At 70.6% G+C, this 21,427-nt stretch carries 19 protein-coding genes and 1 riboswitch; of the genes, 5 read left to right on the top strand and 14 right to left on the bottom strand.

The features are described from left to right. Positions 1-19: 19 nt before the first annotated feature. The 3 genes from ACFYWS_RS21710 to ACFYWS_RS21720 are packed head-to-tail and all read right to left on the bottom strand — an operon-like array spanning position 20 to position 2,546. The gene (locus ACFYWS_RS21710; protein ID WP_389279031.1) at positions 20-1,300 is read right to left on the bottom strand and encodes a bifunctional 3,4-dihydroxy-2-butanone-4-phosphate synthase/GTP cyclohydrolase II; all 1,281 of its coding nucleotides are present in this window, start codon (positions 1,298-1,300) and stop codon (positions 20-22) included. Then, entirely contained in the window at positions 1,297-1,947 is a 651-nt protein-coding gene (locus tag ACFYWS_RS21715) for a nicotinamide riboside transporter PnuC (RefSeq protein WP_389279034.1), read from the bottom strand. Before ACFYWS_RS21715 ends, ACFYWS_RS21710 begins: the two co-directional genes overlap by 4 nt. Continuing rightward, the gene (locus ACFYWS_RS21720; protein ID WP_389279036.1) at positions 1,944-2,546 is read right to left on the bottom strand and encodes a riboflavin synthase; all 603 of its coding nucleotides are present in this window, start codon (positions 2,544-2,546) and stop codon (positions 1,944-1,946) included. The genes ACFYWS_RS21715 and ACFYWS_RS21720 overlap by 4 nt, the downstream gene beginning before the upstream one ends. A gap of 158 nt (positions 2,547-2,704) precedes the next feature. Further along, positions 2,705-2,837, bottom strand: a riboswitch (FMN riboswitch). Between the two features lie 138 nt (positions 2,838-2,975). Between ACFYWS_RS21720 and ACFYWS_RS21725 the strand changes: the two genes are divergently transcribed. Then, positions 2,976-3,710, top strand: coding sequence for an SDR family oxidoreductase (locus ACFYWS_RS21725; protein WP_389279039.1), 735 nt, complete (start codon positions 2,976-2,978; stop codon positions 3,708-3,710). 79 nt (positions 3,711-3,789) lie between these two features. Here ACFYWS_RS21725 and ACFYWS_RS21730 read toward each other — a convergent pair whose 3' ends face one another. Continuing rightward, entirely contained in the window at positions 3,790-4,956 is a 1,167-nt protein-coding gene (locus tag ACFYWS_RS21730; protein ID WP_389279042.1) for an ROK family transcriptional regulator, read from the bottom strand. A 94-nt stretch (positions 4,957-5,050) separates the two neighbouring features. Here ACFYWS_RS21730 and ACFYWS_RS21735 point away from each other — a divergent pair, with 94 nt between their 5' ends. Both ACFYWS_RS21735 and ACFYWS_RS21740 read left to right on the top strand, forming a co-directional pair. Then, complete coding sequence (locus ACFYWS_RS21735; RefSeq protein WP_389279045.1) at positions 5,051-6,265, top strand: MFS transporter; 1,215 nt, start codon at positions 5,051-5,053, stop codon at positions 6,263-6,265. 123 nt (positions 6,266-6,388) lie between these two features. Continuing rightward, entirely contained in the window at positions 6,389-7,777 is a 1,389-nt protein-coding gene (locus ACFYWS_RS21740; RefSeq protein WP_389279048.1) for a uracil-xanthine permease family protein, read from the top strand. 350 nt (positions 7,778-8,127) lie between these two features. On the opposite strand, the gene ACFYWS_RS21745 is transcribed toward ACFYWS_RS21740, so the two are convergent. Next, the gene (locus ACFYWS_RS21745) at positions 8,128-9,291 is read right to left on the bottom strand and encodes an RNA-guided endonuclease InsQ/TnpB family protein (RefSeq protein WP_389279051.1); all 1,164 of its coding nucleotides are present in this window, start codon (positions 9,289-9,291) and stop codon (positions 8,128-8,130) included. Positions 9,292-9,414: 123 nt separating this feature from the next. Next, positions 9,415-10,554 carry a glycoside hydrolase family 6 protein gene (locus tag ACFYWS_RS21750; protein ID WP_389279800.1) on the bottom strand — a complete coding sequence of 380 codons (1,140 nt, stop codon included), beginning with the start codon at positions 10,552-10,554 and terminating at the stop codon, positions 9,415-9,417. Positions 10,555-10,709: 155 nt separating this feature from the next. On the opposite strand from ACFYWS_RS21750, the gene ACFYWS_RS21755 reads away from it, so the two are divergent. Further along, entirely contained in the window at positions 10,710-11,423 is a 714-nt protein-coding gene (locus ACFYWS_RS21755) for a DUF5995 family protein (protein ID WP_389279054.1), read from the top strand. Positions 11,424-11,505: 82 nt separating this feature from the next. Then, positions 11,506-12,438, top strand: a complete 933-nt coding sequence (locus ACFYWS_RS21760) for an LLM class F420-dependent oxidoreductase (protein WP_389279057.1) — start codon at positions 11,506-11,508, stop codon at positions 12,436-12,438. An 11-nt stretch (positions 12,439-12,449) separates the two neighbouring features. Here ACFYWS_RS21760 and ACFYWS_RS21765 read toward each other — a convergent pair whose 3' ends face one another. The 8 genes from ACFYWS_RS21765 to rpe form a co-directional block, all read right to left on the bottom strand. Continuing rightward, positions 12,450-14,168, bottom strand: a complete 1,719-nt coding sequence (locus ACFYWS_RS21765; RefSeq protein WP_389279060.1) for a flavin monoamine oxidase family protein — start codon at positions 14,166-14,168, stop codon at positions 12,450-12,452. A 75-nt stretch (positions 14,169-14,243) separates the two neighbouring features. Beyond that, positions 14,244-15,050 carry a carbon-nitrogen hydrolase family protein gene (locus tag ACFYWS_RS21770; RefSeq protein ID WP_389279063.1) on the bottom strand — a complete coding sequence of 269 codons (807 nt, stop codon included), beginning with the start codon at positions 15,048-15,050 and terminating at the stop codon, positions 14,244-14,246. 171 nt (positions 15,051-15,221) lie between these two features. Next, positions 15,222-15,674, bottom strand: a complete 453-nt coding sequence (locus tag ACFYWS_RS21775; protein WP_389279066.1) for an Lrp/AsnC family transcriptional regulator — start codon at positions 15,672-15,674, stop codon at positions 15,222-15,224. A gap of 10 nt (positions 15,675-15,684) precedes the next feature. Continuing rightward, positions 15,685-17,169, bottom strand: a complete 1,485-nt coding sequence (locus ACFYWS_RS21780; protein WP_389279069.1) for an amino acid permease — start codon at positions 17,167-17,169, stop codon at positions 15,685-15,687. Positions 17,170-17,487: 318 nt separating this feature from the next. Next, the gene (locus ACFYWS_RS21785; RefSeq protein ID WP_389279072.1) at positions 17,488-18,930 is read right to left on the bottom strand and encodes a GuaB1 family IMP dehydrogenase-related protein; all 1,443 of its coding nucleotides are present in this window, start codon (positions 18,928-18,930) and stop codon (positions 17,488-17,490) included. A gap of 117 nt (positions 18,931-19,047) precedes the next feature. Further along, positions 19,048-19,350 (bottom strand): barstar family protein, encoded by a 303-nt coding sequence (locus ACFYWS_RS21790; protein ID WP_389279075.1) that lies wholly within the window; start codon positions 19,348-19,350, stop codon positions 19,048-19,050. 115 nt (positions 19,351-19,465) lie between these two features. Continuing rightward, on the bottom strand, positions 19,466-20,449 hold the full coding sequence (locus ACFYWS_RS21795) for a sugar-binding transcriptional regulator (RefSeq protein ID WP_389279802.1): 984 nt from the start codon (positions 20,447-20,449) through the stop codon (positions 19,466-19,468). Between the two features lie 198 nt (positions 20,450-20,647). Further along, positions 20,648-21,334: a ribulose-phosphate 3-epimerase gene (gene rpe / locus ACFYWS_RS21800; protein ID WP_326014212.1), complete on the bottom strand. Its 687-nt coding sequence runs from the start codon at positions 21,332-21,334 to the stop codon at positions 20,648-20,650. Positions 21,335-21,427 lie beyond the last annotated feature (93 nt).

Raw genomic sequence — 21,427 nt, forward strand, 5'->3', positions numbered from 1 at the left:
TACGTCGTTCGAAAGGGGGTTACTGGTTGTTGCAGGCGGACGTCCGCGGGGCGTCCAGCCAGGGCAGGTCGTGGCCCATGCGGTCCCGCTTGGTGCGCAGGTAGCGCAGGTTGTGCTCGCCCGCCGTGACGGGCATCGGCTCCCGCTCGGCGACCTTGAGGCCGTGGCGGGTGAGGGCGTCGGTCTTGTCGGGGTTGTTGGTCATCAGGCGCAGGCTGCGCACGCCGAGGTCGCCGAGGATCTGGGCGCCGGCCGCGTAGTCGCGGGCGTCGGCGGGCAGGCCGAGTTCGAGGTTGGCGTCGAGGGTGTCGCGGCCCTGCTCCTGGAGCTCGTACGCGCGCAGCTTGGAGACGAGGCCGATGCCGCGGCCCTCGTGTCCGCGCAGGTAGACGACGACGCCGCGGCCCTCCTCGACGATGCGGCGCATGGATTCCTCCAGCTGGGGGCCGCAGTCGCAGCGCAGCGAGTGGAACACGTCGCCGGTCAGGCACTCGGAGTGGATCCGGGCGAGGACCTCCTCGCCGTCGCCGAGCTCGCCGTGGACGAGGGCGACGTGCTCGACGCCGTCGACCGTGGAGCGGTAGCCGTAGGCCGTGAAGTCGCCGAAGGCGGTGGGGAGTTGGACGGTCGCCTCGCGCTTGACCGTGGGCTCGGAGGTGCGGCGGTAGTCGATCAGGTCCTTGATGGAGATGATCGTCAGGCCGTGCCTGCGGGCGAACGGGACCAGCTCGGGCAGGCGCAGCATCACACCGTCCTCGCCCGCGATCTCCACGATGGCTCCGGCCGGGCGCAGGCCCGCGAGCCGGGCGAGGTCGACGGCGGCCTCGGTGTGGCCGTCGCGGACCAGGACGCCGCCGTCCTTGGCGCGCAGCGGGAAGATGTGTCCCGGGCGGACGAAGTCGCCGGGCGCAGCGGTGCCGGAGGCGAGCAGCCGCAGCGTTGCCGCGCGGTCGGCCGCCGAGATGCCGGTCGTCACGCCGTGCGCGCCGGAGGCGTCGACGGAGACGGTGAAGGCGGTCTGCATCGACTCGGTGTTGTTGCCGACCATCTGCGGCAGGTCGAGCCGGTCGAGCTCGGCGCCCTCCATCGGGGCACAGATCAGGCCGCGGCACTCGCTCATCATGAAGGCGACGATCTCGGGCGTGATCTTCTCGGCGGCGACGACGAGGTCGCCCTCGTTCTCACGGTCCTCGTCGTCGACGACCACGACGGGGCGTCCTGCGGCGATGTCGCGGACGGCCATCTCGACCGGGTCGAGGCTCAGGTCCTCGACCTCGTAGAGGTTCGGTGCCGTACTCATGCGCGCGCTCCTTCCAGCGAGGTGGTGGCGGGGGCGGCGGCGCGGGAGCGCTGCCACCAGTCGCGCATGCCCCACAGGACGAGCGCGCCGTAGATGACGTAGACGAAGCCGGAGAAGGCGAAGCCGTTGGCGAAGTTCAGGGGGACGCCGACGAGGTCGACGAGCAGCCAGGCGAACCAGAACTCGACCATGCCGCGGGCCTGGGCGTACATGGCGACGACGGTGCCGACGAAGATGTACGCGTCCGGCCACGGGTCCCAGGACAGCGCCGGGAACGCGGTGAACAGGCCGCCCACGGCGAGTGTGCCGACGGCGGCGGCGCCCAGGAGGCAGCCGCGCTCGCGCCAGGTGGCGAAGCGGACCGCGATGGAGCCGTCCTGCGCCTGGCCCTTGCCGCGGTTCCACTGCCACCAGCCGTACAGGGCGACGACGATGACGACGAGCTGCTTGCCCGCGCTGCCCGAGAGGTGGGCGGTGGCGAAGGCGGTGAGCAGGATCGCGCCGGATATCAGCTGGGCGGGCCAGGTCCATATGGAGCGGCGCCAGCCGAGCGCGAGGGCGATGAGGCCGATCGTGTTGCCGATCATGTCGGACCAGAGGATGTGCTGGCCGAAGATCGTGAACGCTTCGGTGTTGAGCCAGTTCACCGCGCACCGCCCTGGGATCCGAGCATCCGCTCGACGTACTTCGCGATGATGTCGACCTCAAGGTTGACCGGGTCCCCTGCCTTCTTCACGCCGAGCGTGGTCAGGGCGAGGGTGGTGGGGATGAGGCTGATGGTGAAGTAGTCGGCGGCGGCCTCGACGACCGTCAGGCTCACGCCGTCGACGGTGATCGAGCCCTTCTCGACGACGTACTTCGACAGCTCGGCCGGGAGCGAGATCTTGACGATCTCCCAGTGCTCGGAGGGAGTGCGCCCGACGATCGTGCCCGTCCCGTCGACGTGGCCCTGCACGACGTGCCCGCCGAATCGGCCGTCGGCCACCATCGGCCGTTCGAGGTTGACGCGGGAGCCCGTGGCGAGTGCGCCGAGGCTGGAGCGCTTGAGGGTCTCGGCCATGACGTCGGCGGTGAACTCGTCGTTCCCGTGCTCGACGACGGTGAGGCAGACGCCGTTGACGGCGATGGAGTCGCCGTGTTTGGCGCCGTTGGTGACGACGGGGCCTCGGACACGGAAGCGACACGCGTCGTCAAGCATCTCGACGGCGGTGATCTCGCCCAGCTCTTCGACGATTCCGGTGAACACTTCCCGGGTCCTCCCTTTACGGGCCTGGACTCCGGGGCACTGTCGTACGACGACGACAGAACGTACGGACTGCGACACCTGGGGCGACGCCGCGGTAGACACCGGTCCCCTGGGGAACCGCTGAAACAGACGGCGACGCGCACTCACGTGCCCGCCCGCCGCGCACTGCCTCCCATCCGGACTTTAACCGTCGGTCCAGGAATTCCACCTGGTCAACCAGCCACAAAAATCGTGACCGGGTCGCGGACTGTAACCGCCGGTTCGGACTTTCACCGACCCCGGAGTGCGCTGCTTCTGGTACACCGCCAGTCTGCCACGTCTCCTCGACGTGCACGCATGCGAACCCTGTGGGCTGACTCACAGGCCGCGGCGATGGTTTTCGCCCGCGCACGGGAATATGTCACACCCTACGAAGGAGTTGAGACGGCGATGACCACGATCCTGGTGACCGGCGGGACCGGAACGCTCGGCCGGCGCGTCACCGAGCAGCTGCGCGAGGCGGGGCACGAGGTGCGGGGCTTGAGCAGGCACAGCGAGCCGTACGCCGTGGACCTGCGCGAGGGCGGGCCCGCGCTCGACCGGGCCGTGACCGGTGTGGACGCGATCGTGCACTGCGCGACGACGCAGACCGGCGGCGACGAGAAGGCGGCCTCGAACCTGATCGCGGCCGCGCGCCGGGCGGAGGTCCCGCATCTCGTCTACATCTCGATCGTCGGCGTGGACGTGGTCCCGTTCCCCTACTACAAGGCGAAGCTCGCGGTGGAGCGTCTCGTCGAGGAGTCGGGGCTGGGGTGGACGGTGCTGCGGGCGACGCAGTTCCACGACCTGGTGGCGACGATTCTGCGGGGCGCGGCGAAGCTGCCGGTGGTGCTGTTGCCCTCCGGTGTCAGCGATCAGCCGATCGAGGTGGCCGAAGTGGCGGACCGGCTGGCCGAGTTGGCGGTTTCGCCACCGGCGGGGCGGGTGGCGGACATGGGCGGGCCCGAGGTTCTCGCGTTCGCGGATCTCGCGCGTACGTATCTGGGGGCGGTGGGGAAGCGGCGTCCGGTCGTCTCGGTTCCGCTGGCCGGGAAGGCGTATCGGGCGTTCCGGGCGGGTGGGCATCTGACGCCGGAGCGGCGCACCGGGAAGGTGACGTTCGCGGAGTACCTGGCGCGGCGTTGACCGGCGTCGCGGTCGCGGGGGTGTGCATTTCAAGCCCCTGCGGCGATTGAGCAGCGGGGTATGGGGCAGAGCCCCAAGCTCAACCCCGGGTGGCCTCGCGTGGATAGACGGCCTCCTGGGCCACCTCCCGGGCCATCAGCAACGCGCCCCGCAGGACCGCCCCGCCGCCCAGCTCACCGGCTCGTACGTCGGTGAGCAGTGGGGACATCGCCGCCAGGCGTGCGGCGACGCGCTCCGCAAGCGCCGCCCCGCCCGCCCGGCCGATCTCGCCCGCCAGCACCACGCAGCCCGGGTCGAGGACGGCCACCACCGCGGCGGCGCCCAGCACCACCCGGTCGGCCAGCGCGTCCAGGAAGGCATCGTCGGCGCCGCACACCACGTCGGCCGCCCGCTCCAGCGGCTCCCCCGGGCCCACGAGCCCGTGTGCCACGGCCAGTTCGAGGATCGCGGCCGAGCCGGCCAGTGAATGGAAACCTCCGTCGCAGCCTGACGCGGACGGCAGCCCAGCCGTCCCCGGCACCGGCAGGAAGCCGACCTCGCCCGTGCCGCCGGACGCCCCGCGGCGCAGCTTGCCGTCGAGGACGACCGCCGCGCCGATGCCGAGCCCCAGCCACAGGAGCACGAACGTGTCGCGGTCGCGCGCGGCGCCGTCCTTGCGCTCGGCCACGGCTGCGAGGTTCGTCTCGTTCTCCACGAGCACCCGCGCGGGAAGCCGCTCCTGGAGCGCGGCGACGAGGCGGCGGTGCCAGCGCGGCAGCCCCGAGGAGTCCCGCAGCTCACCCGTCGCCGGGTCGATCAGCCCCGGCGCCCCCACGCCCACCGTGTGCAGCCGCTCGACCCCGGCCTCCTTCGCCGTACGTTCGAGCAGCTCCACCGCCCGCTCGACGGCGGCCCCGGTCCCGTCGCCGGGCTCGACCGGGGCGGACGCCTCCGCGAGCACGGTGCCGAGCAGGTCGGCGACGACGAGCCGTACGCCCCCGGTGCGCACGTCGAGCGCGGCGAGGTGGGCGCGTCCCGCGACGATCCCGTAGAGCCGGGCGTTGGGGCCGCGCCGCTCGGCGCCCGCCTCGCCGACGATCTCGATGAGACCGGCCGCGGTGAGCCGCTCGACGAGGTCGGCGACGGTGGGCCGGGACAGGCCGGTGCGTTCCTTCAACTGCCCTGCGGTGAGCGGCCCTTCGTCCTGGAGGAGGCGCAGCGCGAGCCGGTCGTTGATGGCTCGGGCGGTTCTCGGCGATGCGGGCATGGCGGGATCCTACGCGGATATCACTGGCATTATCAGGCAGGGTTCCTGATAGTTTACGGCGGCACGCAAGGGAGACTTGGGGAGGGCCTGCGGGATGCCGGAACTGACGTACAAATCAAGGGAGTTGAAGCGGGCGCGGTATGCCGTCGCCACCGTCTTCTGCGTCCATGGCGCCGTGACGGGGTCGTTCGCGACGCGGGTGCCCTGGATCCAGGAGCACGCGGGCGTGAGCGCGGGGCAGTTGGGTCTCGCCCTCGCCTTCCCCGCGATCGGCGCCTCGCTCTCGATGCCGCTGGCGGGCAGCGTCACCCACCGCTTCGGCGCCCGCGCCGGACTGCGCGGGCTGCTCGCGCTGTGGACGCTGGCCCTGATCCTGCCCTCGCTCGCACCCAATGTGCTCACCCTGTGCGCCGCGCTGCTCGTGTACGGGGCGACCGCGGGCATGTCGGACGTCGCCATGAACGCGCTGGGCGTCGAGACCGAGACCCGGCTCGACAAGTCGATCATGTCGGGGCTGCACGGGATGTGGAGTGTGGGCGCCCTGATCGGTTCGCTCGGCGGCACCCTCGCCGCGCATCTCGGCTCGGACGCGCGCGTGCACCACGCGATCGCCGCGGTCGTCCTGACCGTGGTCGGCCTGGTCGTCTGCCGGTGGGTGCTCGATCTGCGGCCGACGGAGGAAGAGGAGGCGCCGCCGCGTTTCGCGCTGCCGCCCAAGTCGGCGATGCTCATCGGCGCGGTCGGGTTCTGCGCGGTGTTCGCGGAGGGCGCGAGCCTGGACTGGTCGGCGGTGTACCTGCGGGACGTGATCGGCACATCGGCCGGGCTCGCGGCGGCCTGCACCACGGCGTTCACGCTCACGATGGCGGTGGCGCGGATCGCGGGCGACGCGGTGGTGGACCGGTTCGGCGCGGTGCGCACGGTGCGCGTCAGCGGCGTCGTTGCCACGCTCGGCGCGCTGCTCGTGGTGGTCGCACCGAACCCGGGCGTCGCGATGGCCGGATTCGGCCTGGTGGGCCTCGGCATCGCCGTCGTGGTGCCGCTCTGCTTCGCCGCGGCCGGGCGCAGCGGCCCGAACCCGAGCCTGGCCATCGCGGGCGTCGCCACCATCACGTACACCTCGGGCCTGATCGCGCCCTCAGCGATCGGCACGATCGCCGACGCGACCAGCCTGGTGGTGTCGTTCGGCCTGGTGACCGTGCTGGCGGCCGGGCTCGTGGTGTTCGCGAAGGTGCTGCGCGGCGGCGACCGTACGCGGACGGGGGCGGCGGAGCCGAGCACCGCGCGGGCGGCGGATCACGCGTCGTAGGGCCTGGCAGGTGGGCGGCGGCTCGGTACGAACTCGCACTTACGTCGCATTAACATGAAGCGATCATTTCGAGCCGCACAGGCACCACCCACCTCACGGCCACCACAGAAGGCGGAAACTCTCATGGACCTCGGCGTGCGCTGGAAACTGCACGGCGACGGGCGCACGCCGGCTCCCGGCGCGGTCGTCCGCCCCGACGAGCGGCTTTCCTGGCCGCGCACGATCGGGCTCGGCGCACAGCACGTGGTCGCGATGTTCGGCGCGTCCTTCGTGGCCCCCGTCCTGATGGGCCTCGACCCGAACCTCGCGATCATGATGTCCGGCGTCGCGACGGTCATCTTCCTGCTCGCGACGCGCGGCCGGGTCCCCAGCTACCTGGGCTGTTCGCTCTCCTTCGTGGGCGTCGCCGCCGTGATCCGGGCGCAGGGCGGCACCAGCGCGACGGTCACGGGCGCGGTCTTCGTCGTGGGCCTCGCACTGTTCCTGGTCGGCCTCGCGGTACAGAAATTCGGGGCGCGGATCATCCACGCGGCGATGCCGCCGGTGGTGACCGGCGCGGTCGTGATGCTGATCGGCTTCAACCTCGCCCCGGTCACGGCCTCCACGTACTGGCCGACGGACCAGTGGACGGCGCTGCTCGTCATGCTGTTCACCGGTTTGGCCGTGGTGTGCCTGCGCGGTTTCTGGTCGCGTATCGCGATCTTCCTCGGCCTGGTCTTCGGTTACGGGATCTCCTGGGTCCTCGACCGGGTCTTCGGGCAGATCCACTCGCCGAACAGCGGCGGCAAGGCCGTCGACCACTGGCGGCTCGACCTCTCCGGCGTCGGCCATGCGGACTGGATCGGCCTGCCGACCTTCCACGCCCCGTCCTTCCAGTGGTCGGCGATCCTCGTGGCGCTGCCGGTCGTGATCGCGCTGATCGCGGAGAACGCGGGTCATGTGAAGGCCGTCGGCGAGATGACCGGCGACAACCTCGACGGCAAGCTCGGCACGGCGATCTCGGCGGACGGCGCCGCGTCGATGCTCTCCACCGCCGTGGGCGGCCCGCCCAACACGACGTACTCCGAGAACATCGGCGTCATGGCCGCGACCCGCGTCTACTCGACGGCGGCGTACTGGGCGGCGGCCGGTTTCGCCCTGCTCTTCGGCCTGTGCCCGAAGTTCGGCGCGATCGTCGCGGCGATCCCGGGCGGCGTGCTCGGTGGCATCACGGTCATCCTCTACGGCATGATCGGCCTGCTCGGCGCGCAGATCTGGATCAACGCGGGCGTCGACCTGCGCAACCCGCTGAACCTGGTGCCGACCGCCGCGGGCATCATCATCGGCATCGGCGACGTCTCCCTGAAGTTCACCGACACCTTCTCGCTGAGCGGCATCGCCCTCGGCACGATCGTCGTGATCACGGGTTACCACGCGCTGCGGGCCATGGCCCCCGCCCACCTCAAGACGCAAGCGCCGCTGCTCGACGAGGGGACGTCGACGTACGATGCGGCTCCGTCGGACAAGCAGTAGCGAGCACGGACGCGGTGATCCGGTCAAGACGGAATCCGCGGGCCGCGCCGGGCGACGCTCCTTCATGGGCAGGTCGGCCGCTCTCCCGAGCAGACCGTCCGCCTCCAACTCGCTCCCCCACATGCCCGGTTCGCTCCTCGGCAAGTCCGAGGGGAGAACAGCTGGCCCTCGCCTCACGAGGGTCCACCCTGCCGGCCTGCACTTCGAACTGGGCGAGTATGAAGTTGACGTTCGTCAACGTCTCGGCCGTGAACGGCCGAGCTTGAGCACTCGGTTGCGTTCACACCTCGTCGCGCTCCCGACTGCCCCCTACGACAGGACGGTCACGGGTCGCATCTCTCTGATAGTGCTCAGTCTGGAGCAGCAGCAGAGACGGGCCTGTTGACGAAGGCCCACACCGAGCGTGCGCGGTTGCGCACGTTGACCCCGGCGACGTGATCGGAGGGCCCAGCGAGACCGCACCGACGACAGGAGAAGCGGTCCCGGTCGGGCCGGTTGGCTCGCTCGGTGTGCCCGCAGCGCGGGCAGCACTGCGAGGTGTAGGCCGGATCCACCTTGAGGTACGGCACCCCGGCCCGGCGGGCCTTGTATTCCAGGTGCCTTCCCAGCTGATGGAACGGCCAGGAGGAGAGCGTGCCCCGCTGGTCGCGTCGAAGCCGTACCCGGTCCCGGATGCCGTCCAACTCCTCGACGGCGATGCCACGACCGGTGCGTTGCGCGACGGACACGATCTCCTTGCTGATCTTGTGGTTCACCTGCGTGGCGTGACGTTGTTCGCGCCCGGCGCGGCGCGCCAGCAGTCGCTTGGCGGAACGGGTACCCACCGCCTGGAGCTGGGCCCGCTTCACAGCGTGCCAGCGCCGGTAGCGCGACAGGCGGCGGCCCTGATAGTTGGTGCCGTCGGAGGTGGTGGCCAGATTGGCGATGCCCCGGTCGACTCCGATGAAGTCCACCGGCTCGAACACCTGAGGATCGGACACGTCACAGGTCGCGATCAGAAACCACTTGCCACGTCGGCACACCAGGTCCGACTCGCCCTTGCGGTGCTCGGCCAGCATCTTGAGCTGATCGGCCGCCCCCGTATAGCGCACGCCCTTCATCCGCCCATGCGTCGTCCAGATCGACACCGTGCGGGCATCGACCTGCCAGGACAGACAGCGGTCGTCGAACGGCTGCGCCGCCGTAGCCCGGAAGCAAGGGGCTGCACCGATTGCCTTGCGATACCGCTTGGCGGAGGGCCGACCCAGACGTCCGGCTTTCGCCTGCGCAGCCAGGGCGGTGTAGGCATCGGCGACCTTCTTCACCACCCGCACCGCAGGCTGGGCGGAGAGACCGAAGCGGGCCTTGATCTCGGCATACAGCAGCTTCTGCAAACCGTTGCGGTCCTTGATCCCGCGCGCGAAGCCGATGGCGGCGACGTGGTCAGCGGCCCGGTTGCAGGCGTGCAGGGTCGCCTCAAGTGCCGCCGCCTGTACGGGCGTCGGCAGCAGCTTCACCTGCACCACCAGCTTCATAGAAATCGACGATACGACCGGTACTCGTACGTCCACCCGAAGTCCAGACGGATACACCCGAACCAGTGGCCAATCGATCACGGGTTCGTTTTACCCTGCTCGGTCGGGAGCCCGATGGGTGGCTCAGTCAGCCAACTCGTACGCGTAGTCCGCCGTGAACGTCCCCGGCTTCCCCTTGCAGCCGTCCGACTCCCCGGGCAGCTTCACCCACAGGTACGCGTCGATGCGGGCTTCCCCGGTGCGCAGCGTCGGAGCCCGGCCCAGTTCGCGGCCGTCGGGGTCGCACCACTCGCCGTCGGGCGGGGCGCCGTTGCCGTTGCGGCTCGTGTCGATGACGGCGCCCATGCCGCTCGGTCCGCCCATCGCGGCGAGCACCTTGCGGGCGTACGCGATCTCGTCCGGCGTCCGGTGGAAGTTGGAGACGTTGGTGAACACGCCGTCGGACGACGCGGCCGAGGCGGCGCCCGCCGCGCGCAGCCGCGCGGCCTGGGTGCCGGGCGGGTTCCAGGCGGAGTGCCCGGCGTCGTAGTAGACGCGGGCACGCGGGTCCGCCGCCTTGAGGACGCGGCCCGCGTGCGCCAGCGCCGCGTAACGGTCGGCCTGCCGCCCCTTGGAGAGGCACTCGGTCTGGGACAGCGCGTCGGGCTCCAGGATCACGACGACCTCGCGGGAGCCGAGTCCCCGCGCGAACCTCTCGATCCAGTCGCCGTACGCGTCCAGGTCGGGCGCCCCGCCCTCGGAGTGCCCGCCGCAGTCCCGGTCGGGGACGGCGTAGGGCACGAGCACGGGCACCTGCCCGGCGCGCGCCCCGGCCGAGGTGACCGCGCGCACCCGTGCGGTGATCGTGGCGGGCGCGTAGTCGGCGAACCAGACGGCGGCCGGGCGGTCCGCTATCCGGGACTCGATGAGCGGGCGGCGCGGATCGGAGCGGTTGGCCCGCACCCAGTCGAGGACCTGGGAGTCGCCGTACCGGTACAGGTCGCTCGCGGCGCCCGACGCCCGCGACTTCTCCGGAGCCGGAGCCGACGCCGAGGCCGACGTCTCCTTCTTCGGCTTCGGCTCCGAACTCTTCGACGGGGAGGGCGAGTTGCTCGTCGCCGACGGAGTCGGCAGCGCGGGCAGCGGGTGCAGGCTGGGGGTCGCGCTCGCGGTCGGGCGCGCCTCGTCGGCGCCGTCCCGGCCGCCGTCGAGGGCGGAGACGAGGCCCGCTACGGTGCCGACGGCCACCACGGCCGAGGCCACCGCGGCGAGCGCGCCGCGCATGGTTCTGCCGCGCCGCTCCGCCCGCCGTTCGGCCAGCCGCCGCGCGCGTGAGCCCGACACCGCACCCTCCCCCTCCAGGTCCGCCGTTCCCTCGTTCTGGGGAAGCCCCCGGCCAGCCGACGTCCGCGTAAGGCTACGGCTGGGACGCTGCGTTCATGGCGCAGTTGGAGCGGTTCGCACAGGCCCGGATCCCGGCTCTCGGGGTCGACATCGTGATCGCACGGATGCGCGCGCTCGGCGCGGATCTGCCACCGCGCGATGGCGTGGCCGTCTTCAACCGGGTCTATCTCTCCGTCACGGAGGAGATCGACCGGGCCATCGACGAGGGCCTCGCGCGCGGCTTCCCCGACCGGCAAGCGGCGGTCACGCTGGACGTCCGGTTCGCCGAGCGCTATCTCGTGGCGGTCGACGCGGCGGCCCACGGCGCGCGCCCGCCCGCCTGCTGGCGTCCCCTGTTCCAGCTCCGCCGGCATCCCGGCGTACGCCCGTTGCAGTTCGCGCTGGCGGGCATCAATGCGCACATCGGGCACGATCTGGCGCTCGCCGTCGTGGACGCGTGTCGCACACTGGACTGCGAACCGGACGCGCTGGAGGACGAGTTCGAGCGCGTGGGTGACCTCCTCGTATCGCTGGAGGAGCGCATCCGCGAAGAGCTGATGCCGGGCCCCGATCTGCTCCAGGTCGCCGATCCACTGACCCATCTGCTCGGCGCGTGGAGCCTGGAGCGCGCCCGCGACGGCGCGTGGGGAGCGGCGCGCGCCTTGTGGGCGCTGCGTGACCTGCCGTCCGTGGAGGCCGAGTTCGCGCACCGCCTCGACGCCTCCGTGGGTCTGGTCGGCCGGATGCTGCTCACCCCGCTGCCCGACTGACCCGGCCGACGCGTCGGGAACATCCGTACCGCGCAGGCGCGTTGACCCAAGGACCCGCGCTGTCGAGCAAAGGAGCACGAGCATGACGACGACCCGACTCGGCCTCGGACTGCCGCAGATGAAGCAGTACGACATCGGCAGGGACGTGCCGGACGTGGCGCGCGCCGCGGAGGCGATCGGCTACGACAGTCTGTGGGTGTTCGAGCGGGTCCTGTACCCCGAGCCCGCCACCCAGGGTCTGTACGGGATCCCGGGCCTGCCCTGGCCGGACCAGTACCGCTCGGTCGCCGACCCGCTCGTCGCGCTCACGCTGGCGGCGTCCGCGACGTCCCGCGCACGGCTCGGCACCAGCGTTCTCGTGGCGCCGCTGCACATTCCCTTCCAACTCGCCCGCTCCCTCGCCTCGTTGGACGCGGCGAGCGGGGGCCGCGTGGTCGCGGGGCTCGGTACGGGCTGGTCGCACGACGAGTACGCGGCGGCCGGCGTGGCGCCCTTCGAGCGGCGCGGCAAGGTGCTGGACGAGCTGATCGACGTGTGCCGCGCGGTGTGGGGCCCGGATCCCGTGTCGTACGAGGGTGAGTTGACGACGATCGCGCCGTCCGTGGTCGGCCCCAAGCCGGCAGGACCGCTACCGATCCTGCTGCCTGCGAACAGCCCGAAGTCGGCCCGCCGCCTGGTCGACAAGGCGGACGGCTGGATGCCCGCGGCGATGGGCGCCGAGGGCCTCAAGCAGCAGTGGGCCGACCTCCAGGCGCTCGCCGAGGAGCGCGGCCGCACCGCTCCGCTGCGAACGGTGCTGCGCGCCAACGCCGCCTACACGCGCGAGCCGTTCACCGGCGAGGACCGCAGGCCGTTCCAGGGCAGCGTCGACCAGATCGTGGAGGACCTGGTCGCGCACGACGAGGTGGGCCTGGAGGAGATCCTGATCGAACTCCAGGGCCAGGCCCGCGACGCCGAGGAGCTCAAGGGCGTCGCGGCGGAGCTGTACGAGAAGGCGCGCGCGGCCGGGATCTAGGACGACCGGTCTCAGTCCTCCGGGAGCTCCACCGGCGCGATCTCCTCGAACACGTCGCCCGGACCCGGGTTCGACGCGTCCGTGCTGCCGCCCAGGTGGTGCATGACACCCCACACCGCGTTCAGCGCGGTCTGCACGGCGCCCTCAGCCCACCCGGCCGTCCACGAGATGTCGTCACCGGCGAGGAAGATGCCCCGCCGGTCCTCGGGCAGCGTCTCCTGCATGAAGTGCGTGAACAGGCGGCGCTGGTAGCGGTAGTGGCCGGGCAGGTTCGCCTTGAACGCGCCCATGAAGTACGGCTCGTTCTCCCAGGACACGGTCACCGGGTTACCGATGATGTGCCCCCGGATGTCGACCTTCGGATAGATCTCGCCGAGCGACTTCAGCATCACTTCGAGCCGCTCGTTCGCCGACAGCGGCAGCCACTTCAGGCTGTCGTCGCACCACGTGTAGGAGAGGCAGATCGTGGCGGGCTTGTCGGGACCGTCGTCGAGCAGGTACGTGCCGCGCGTCATGCGGTCCGTGAGCGTCATCGACATGACGTCACGCCCGGTCGGATTTCCCCTGTCGTCGGCGGCCTTGTCCAGCCAGAACGGCCGGTCGACCGGCACGAACAGCTTGCTGGACTCCATGTAGTGCGTGCGCTCGATCGCCGTCCAGTGGTCGATCGGGAAGAGCGAGTCGTCGCAGTCCACCTTGGACAGCAGCATCCACGACTGGGCGGTGAAGATCGCCGTCTTGTACGTACGGATGTCGCCGTCGGCGTCCGTGACGGTGATGTGGTTGCCTGCGGTGCGGGACATCCGGGTGACGGCCGGGCGCGGCTCGCCGTCCACGTGCAGGGTGGACAGCGAGGTCCCGGGCGCCCAGTGCACGATCTTCTGCGGCGCGCGCTCCCACAGGCGCAGCGGCAGCTGCTGCGAGCCGCCCTCGATGCCGCGGTGGTGGTCGTCGGCCTCGGTGTAGACGACGCGCAGGATCTCCAGGATGGAGTTCGGGAAGTCGGTGTCCCAGCCGCCGGTGCCGAAGCCGACCTGGCCGAAGATCTCCCGGTGCCGGAAGGACTTGAACGCCTCCGACTCGCAGAGGAACCCGTAGAAGGTCTGGTTGTCGAGCTTCTCGACGAGCTTTCCCCAGATCTCGCGGATCCGCGGCACGTCGCGTTCGCGCATCGCCTGGTTCATGTCGGAGAAGTCGGCGCCCTCGTCGAGGCACTTGTTCCACGCCTCGGCGACGTCCCGGTACACCTGCGGCAGATCGGCGAGCGTCTCCGCGTAGTGCGACTCGCCCTTGAGGTCGACGACGGTCGAGGGCGTGGCCTCCGAGAGGGGGTTGGGGAACGCCCTCGTCTTCAGGTCCACCATGTCGATGTAGTGCTGGAGCGCCGTGGACGACGGCGGGAAGCGCATCGCGCCCATCTCGGCGGTCAGGCCGGAGGCCTGCGCAGGAGTCCCCTCGAAGCCGACCGTACGCAGTCGGCCGCCGATCTGGTCGGCCTCGTACACGACGGGCTTGAGGCCCATCTTCATCAGCTCGTACGCGGCGACGATGCCGGACAGGCCGCCGCCGATGACCGCGACCTCGGTGCCGTGCTCGGTCGCGGGTATCTGGCCGAGGCCCGCCGGGTGGGCGAGGAAATCGTCGTACGCGTACGGGAAGTCCGGCCCGAACATCGTGATGGGCGGCTGCCCCTCGGTGTGCTGGGCGGCGGTGGGCACCGTGGACGTCATGGGGTGCGGACTCCTTGCGGGTACTGAAGTGCTGGGCAGAAAGCGGGAGTTGAGGCGGCTGCGGCGGGCCGGGCCTCAGACGGCGAGCGAGCCGTAGAGGGCCGGGCGGCGGTCGCTCAGATACGGGTTGGCCGCGCGGGAGGCGGCGAGGAAGCCGGGGTCGGCGTCGGCGAACACCAGCTCCTCGCCACGCCCCGCGCGGGCGCGGGCCACCCCGTCGGGGCCGGCGAGCGTGGACAGCCCGACGAACTCGAACTCCCCTTCCGCGCCGACCCGGTTGACGTACGCGACGTACATCTGGTTCTCGAAGGCGCGCACCGGCACGACCGATTCGGCGACGAACTGGAAGGGGTGCATCTGCGCCGTCGGTACGAGGAGCAGGTCGGTGCCGGCGAGGGCGTGCGCCCGGACGTTCTCCGGGAACTCGACGTCGTAGCAGATCATCAGGCCGACCCGCAGACCGTTCACCTCGGCCTGGACGACCGGCTGCTCACCGGGCGTGAACTGCTCGCGCTCGAAGCAGCCGAAGAGGTGCGTCTTGCGGTAGTTCGCGAGGCGGGCGCCGTCGGCGGAGATCAGCTGTACGGAGTTGAAGACGGCGTCACCGGAGCGCTCCGGGTAGCCGTAGGCGACGGCCAGGCCGTGCTGGTGGGCGATCTCGGCGATCGCGTCGGCGGCGTCCGCGTCGGCGGCGTCCGCGTCGGCGGGCTCGGCGAGCCGGGCCACGTCGTCACCGATCGCGTACCCGGTCAGGAACATCTCCGAGGTCACGAGGATGCCGGCGCCCGCCGCGGCGGCCCGGCCCGCGGCCGCGTCGAGAACCTTGAGGTTCGCGGCGGTCGAGCCGGGGTGTCCTGAGCTCTGGAGCAGGGCGGTGCGCATGGGTGTCCTCAACCGGTACGGGGTGGGGTTCTTGGGCCACCTAGAAGCTACGGTCGCCATCCACCCGTGGACAAGGAGCACCTGTTGCACGATGCTGAGCTGTTCGTTGCGTGATTTTCCGGCCGGACGGCGATTCGTTGCGCGGAGCCCGTGGGCCCCGCTCCCGCCTCGCTACGCGGGCGAACCCGACGTGAAACGCCGCATCAACGGCGACAGGACGAGCACCGATTTCGTCCGCTCGACGAACGGCTCCCCCGCGATCCGTTCCAGTACCCGCTCGAAGTGCCGCATGTCGGAGGCGAAGACCTGGACGATCGCGTCCGCCTCACCGGTGACGGTGGAGGCGGACACGACCTCGGGATAACGCTCCAGGCCCCGCCGGATCGACTCCGGCGAGGTGTTGGAGCGGCAGTACATCTCGATGAACCCCTCGGTCTCCCAGCCGAGCGCGGCCGGGTCGACGCGCACCGTGAACCCGGTGATCGCGCCGGTGGCCCGCAGCCGGTCCACGCGGCGCTTCACGGCGGGCGCGGACAAGCCGATCTGCTGGCCGATGTCGGCGTAGGAGCGGCGGGCGTCCTCGGCGAGGGCGTGCACGATGCGTTCGTCGAGATCGTTCAGCAAGGCAGGAGGTTCACTTTTCTGCGTCTACGAGGCCTGTGTCCGGGGCGGCCAGGCGGGAGCGGCGCATCCCGTAACTGAAGTAGAACACGAGACCGACGGCCATCCAGACACCGAAGACAATCCAGGTGATCGCGGACAGGCTGCCCATCATCCACACGCAGAGCGCGAAACCGATGACCGGCAGGACCGGCGACAGCGGCACGCGGAAGGTGCGCTTCATGTCGGGGCGGGTCCGTCGCAGGATGATCACGGCGATGTTGACCAGGGCGAACGCGAAGAGCGTGCCGATGCTGGTGGCGTCGGCGAGCTGACCGAGGGGGACGGCGGCCGCGAGGACACCGCAGAACAGGGACACGATGACCGTGTTGGCGCGCGGCGCCCCGGTCTTCGGGTGCACCTTGGCGAACACCTTGGGCACGAGGCCGTCGCGGGACATCGCGAACAGCACTCGGGTCTGTCCGTAGAGCACGGTCAGCACGACGGACGCGATGGCGATGACGGCGCCCGCGGCGAGCACCGTGCCCCAGAAGGGCTGTCCCGTGACGTCCTTCATGATCGCGGCGAGCGTCGCCTCGGAGTCGGTGAAGTCCGTCCAGCGGCGGGCACCCACGGCGACGGCGGCCACCAGGACGTACAGCGCGGTGACGATGATCAGCGAGAGCATGATGGCGCGCGGCAGGTCGCGCTGCGGGTTCTTCGCCTCCTCACCGGCGGTGGAGGCGGCGTCGAAGCCGATGTACGAGAAGAAGAGCGTGGCACCGGCGGCGCTCACGCCCGCCATGCCGAGCGGCATGAAGTCCTCGTAGTTGCCGGACTTGAAGCCCATGAAGCCGATGACGCAGAAGAGGATCAGGGCGGCGATCTTCACGGCGACCATGATGGTGTTGGCCCGCGCGGACTCCTTGGCGCCGCCCAGCAGGAACACCATGGCGAGCAGCACCACGATGAGCGCGGGCAGGTTGAAGATCCCGCCGTCACCGGGCGGCGCGGACAGGGCGGCCGGGATGGTGACGCCTATCGTCCCGTCGAGCAGCTCGTTGAGGTACTCGCCCCAGCCGACGGCGACCGCGGCGACCGAGACCCCGTACTCCAGGACCAGACACCAGCCGCACACCCAGGCGAGAAGTTCGCCCATCGTTGCGTACGCATACGAGTAGGAGGATCCGGCGACCGGGATGGTGCCGGCCAGTTCGGCGTACGAGAGCGCCGAGAAGAGCGCGGTGAGGCCGGCGATCACGAAGGAGATCGTGACAGCGGGACCGGCCTTCGGCACGGCCTCACCGAGCACCACGAAGATGCCGGTGCCGAGCGTGGCCCCGATGCTGATCATGGTCAGCTGCCAGAGCCCGAGGGAGCGCCGCAGCGACCCGCCTTCGCCCTTTCCGCCCTCCGCGACCAGGAGATCCACCGGTTTGCGGCGCATGAGGCGGGAACCGAACCCCACGGATGCGGGGGCGGCTTGCGGGGTGCGCGGGGGTGCGCCGTGATCGAGCACGGACTGGCTCCTTGATCGCTGCCGGGTGGGGTCGAGCGCAGCGAGGGGGACGTGGCGGAGCACACCCGTCAAACGGGTCCCGCCGAGCAGGCCGAACCCCCGCCACGCAACGTACAGCGGATGACTCTAGAGGGTTTCTCTTCTCAGGTGTAATGCAGCAACCTTGCGCAGTCGCGCATGATCGTTGCGCTACGTCCCCGGACTCGAACTATCGTTGCGCGCGAGCTTTCATCCATTGCGTACGGATTGACCGGAATCGACAAAACCCCGCGCCCCTCGGGAGAGGGACGCGGGGTTCTCGGCGGGCTGCGGGAGCGGTCAGCTCCAGCTGGCGTGCAGCGGCTTGCCCTCGGCGTAACCGGCGGCGGACTGGATGCCGATGGTGGCGCGCTGCTCGAACTCGGCGAGCGAGTTGGCACCGGCGTACGTGCAGGAGGAGCGAACACCCGCGATGACCGAGTCGATCAGGTCCTCGACACCCGGACGCTCCGGGTCGAGGAACATCCGTGAGGTCGAGATGCCCTCCTCGAAGAGCGCCTTGCGGGCGCGGTCGTAGGACGACTCGTCGCTCGTCCGGTTCTTCACGGCGCGCGCGGAGGCCATGCCGAAGGACTCCTTGTAGGCGCGGCCCTTGGCGTCGTGCTGGAGGTCGCCCGGGGACTCGTACGTCCCCGCGAACCACGAACCGATCATGACGTTCGACGCGCCGGCGGCGAGCGCCATGGCGACGTCACGCGGGTGCCGCACGCCACCGTCGGCCCACACGTGCTTGCCGTACTTCTTGGCCTCGGCGGCGCACTCCAGGACGGCGGAGAACTGCGGCCGGCCGACGCCGGTCATCATGCGCGTGGTGCACATGGCGCCGGGGCCGACACCGACCTTGATGATGTCGGCGCCGGCCTCGATCAGGTCCTTGACGCCCTCGGCGGCCACGATGTTGCCCGCGACGATCGGCACCTGCGGGTCGAGCGCGCGGACCTTCTTGATCGCCTCGATCATCGATTCCTGGTGGCCGTGGGCCGTGTCGATGACAAGCGTGTCCGCGCCGGCGTCGAGCAGCTGCTTGGCCTTGCCCGCCACGTCGCCGTTGATGCCGACGGCGGCGGCGATGCGCAGCTTGCCCTGGGCGTCGGTGGCCGGGGTGTAGAGGGTCGCGCGCAGGGCGCCGGTACGCGTCAGGATGCCGGCGAGCCGACCTTCCTTGTCCACGGCCGGGGCGTAGCGGCGGTTGGCGCCGTCCAGCTTGTTGAAGGCGTCGCGCGGGTCGATGTCCGCGTCGAGCAGCAGCAGGTCCTTGGCCATGACCTCGGACAGCTGCGTGAAGCGGTCGACGCCGGTCAGGTCCTGGTCGGTGACGACACCGACGGGCCGCTGCTCGCCGTCGACGACGACACCGGCGTTGTGCGCGCGCTTGTTGAGCAGCGCCAGGGCGTCCGCGACGGTCTGCGTCGGCGCGAGGACGATCGGGGTGTCGAGCACCAGGTGGCGCGTCTTGACCCAGGAGATGACCTCGGTGACGACCTCGATCGGGATGTCCTGCGGGATGACGACAAGTCCACCGCGGCGGGCGACGGTCTCGGCCATCCGGCGCCCGGCGATCGCGGTCATGTTGGCGACGACCAGCGGGATCGTGGTGCCCGTACCGTCCGGCGCCGAAAGATCCACGGCCTGCCGGGAGCCGACGGCGCTCCGGCTCGGCACCATGAAGACGTCGTCGTACGTCAGGTCGTACGCGGGCTTGATGTCATTGAGGAAACGCACGTGCGGACATCCCAGTCGGTAGAAGGGGGCTCCCGGAGTCTGCTCCCGGAGCACAAAGCACGTACTTCATTTTCCCATGTCGGCTGAATCCGCGTCTTCAGGCCGAACATCCCAAGGTCAGGGGTCTTGCTTGGATGATGATCCAAGCTCGAACCGGATCCGCGCGGCCGACGCCCGCGCGAACACGTCACGGGCGATCTCCCACTGCTCCGGCTGCCGCTCCTCGAACCCGGCCCACCCGGTCACGACCACGACGAGCGCGCCGCCCTCGGGCCCTTCGGGCAGCTGCCCCGGATCGCTGAGGGCATCGGCCAACGCGTCCCAGTTCCGCCCGAACCACGACGGCAGCCCGAGCGCGGCGGCACACCGGTCCATGAACGCGTCCTTGTCGACGACGCCATGAAGATCAATCCGCCGCACACCCACCGAATCCTCCACTTCAGGCCCCGCCGCCGATCGAGCCATTTCAAGCCCCGCCGGCGATTGAGGCGCGGGGTCCGGGGCAGCGCCCCGCGACGTCAACCCCGCCTCCGGCTCACACTCCGTCGGGATCCGCCCGCTGCAACGCCGGCTTGGGCGCAGACCCAGCCGCCAACAAGAAGTCCGCCGCGGCCGTGTCCGTGACCAGACTGGTCACAAGCCCCGACCGCAGCACCGCGTCAATGGCGGCAGCCTTCCGCTGCCCACCCGCGATCGCGACGACTTCCGGTATCCGCCGGAGGCGATCCGCCTCGACGGTGATGCACCGCTCGCCCAGGTCGCGCCCGACCCTGCGGCCCTGCGCGTCGAAGAGGTGCGCGGACATCTCGGCGGCCACACCCAGGGACGCGTAGTGCGCGCGCTCCTCGTCGCTCAGCATGTCGTGCACGGTCGAGATGCCCGGCTCCCACGAACCGATGGACACGCACGCGACGGTGACCTTGTCGAAGTACTCGAAGGCGCGGGCGATCCCCGTCTGGTTGCGCAGCGCCGACGCCGTCGCGGCGTCCGGCAGCAGCATGGGCGCGTAGATCGGGTGGGCGTCACCGCCGGAGACCTGCGCGGCACGCCGCACGGCCTCCACGGAGCCGCGCTCCGCGGTCCCCGCGTCGTACACGCCGGTCAACTGCACCACGGTGCACGGCGGAAGCCGGTCGAGGGCCGCCGCCATGTGGATGGTGGAGCGGCCCCACGCGAGGCCGAGCACATCGCCCTCGGTGACCAGCTCGCCGAGCAGATCGGCGGCGACCTCGCCGAGGTTCTCCGGGTCGGGCGACTCGTCGACATCGGGGGGCGACTCGACGACGACCGCGTGGCGCAGCCCGTAGCGGGCCCGCAGCGCGTCGGAACGCTCGGCGTCCAGCTCGGCGGGGACTCGGATCTCGATGCGTACGAGATCCCGCTCGAGGGCGGTCTCAAGGACCCGCGCCACCTTGAAGCGGCTCACGCCGAACTCCTCGGCGATCTGGATCTTGGACTTGTTCTCGAGGTAGAAGCGACGGGCCATGGCCGCCGCCTGCACCAGCTCCGCGGGGCCCATCCGCAGGGCCGCCCGTCCCGCCGATGATGCGGACACGGCGTTCTCCTCACTTCTCTTACGTCACGAAAACTTCTCTTACGTCACGAAATCGACTGCTGCTCACGAATCGAGCACTGCTCACACCTGGATACGCCGTTCATCCTTGCAGATCCGACGCGGTTGATCAGCCCCGATGGGCGCCGTTCACGTGCCCGTGGCTCAGTGGTCGCACGCCCAGGCCGCGGACGCTGTAGCGCCTTCCGCCTGGGTGCGCAGTGCACGTACCGCCTCCGCCGGGTCCTTCGCCCCGTAGACGGCCGAACCGGCTACGAACACGTCGGCGCCCGCCTCGGCGCACCGCTCGATCGTCGCGGCGGACACTCCGCCGTCGACCTGGAGCCACAGCTCCAGACCGTGCTTCCCGATCAGCTCACGGGTGCGGCGGATCTTGGGCAACATGATGTCCAGGAACGCCTGCCCGCCGAATCCCGGCTCAACCGTCATGATCAGCAGCATGTCGAGCTCGGGCAGCAGATCCTCGTACGGCTCGATCGGCGTCCCGGGCTTCAGGGCCATCGAGGCGCGGGCACCCTTGGCGCGGATCTCACGCGCGAGCCGGACGGGGGCGGCGGCCGCCTCCGCGTGGAAGGTGACGGATCCGGCACCCGCTTCGACGTACTGGGGGGCCCAGCGATCGGGGTCCTCGATCATCAGATGGCAGTCCAACGGCGTGTCCGTCGCGCGCGCCAGCGACTCTACGACCGGAACCCCGAGGGTCAGGTTCGGGACGAAGTGGTTGTCCATGACGTCGACATGGAGCCAATCGGCGCCTTCGGCGGCCTTTGCCTCGTCGGCAAGGCGGGCGAAGTCCGCGGACAGGATGCTGGGGTTGATCTGCACGGCCATGCCCCAAGCGTGCCATGCCCCGGGCCCCCGCTCCGCCTCGGTCCGGCTCCATCCCTGAGACCGATACCGAGCCGTGCCCGCCCGTGCCATTCT

It is taken from the genome of Streptomyces sp. NPDC002795 (genome assembly GCF_042888725.1).
Classification (GTDB): domain Bacteria; phylum Actinomycetota; class Actinomycetes; order Streptomycetales; family Streptomycetaceae; genus Streptomyces.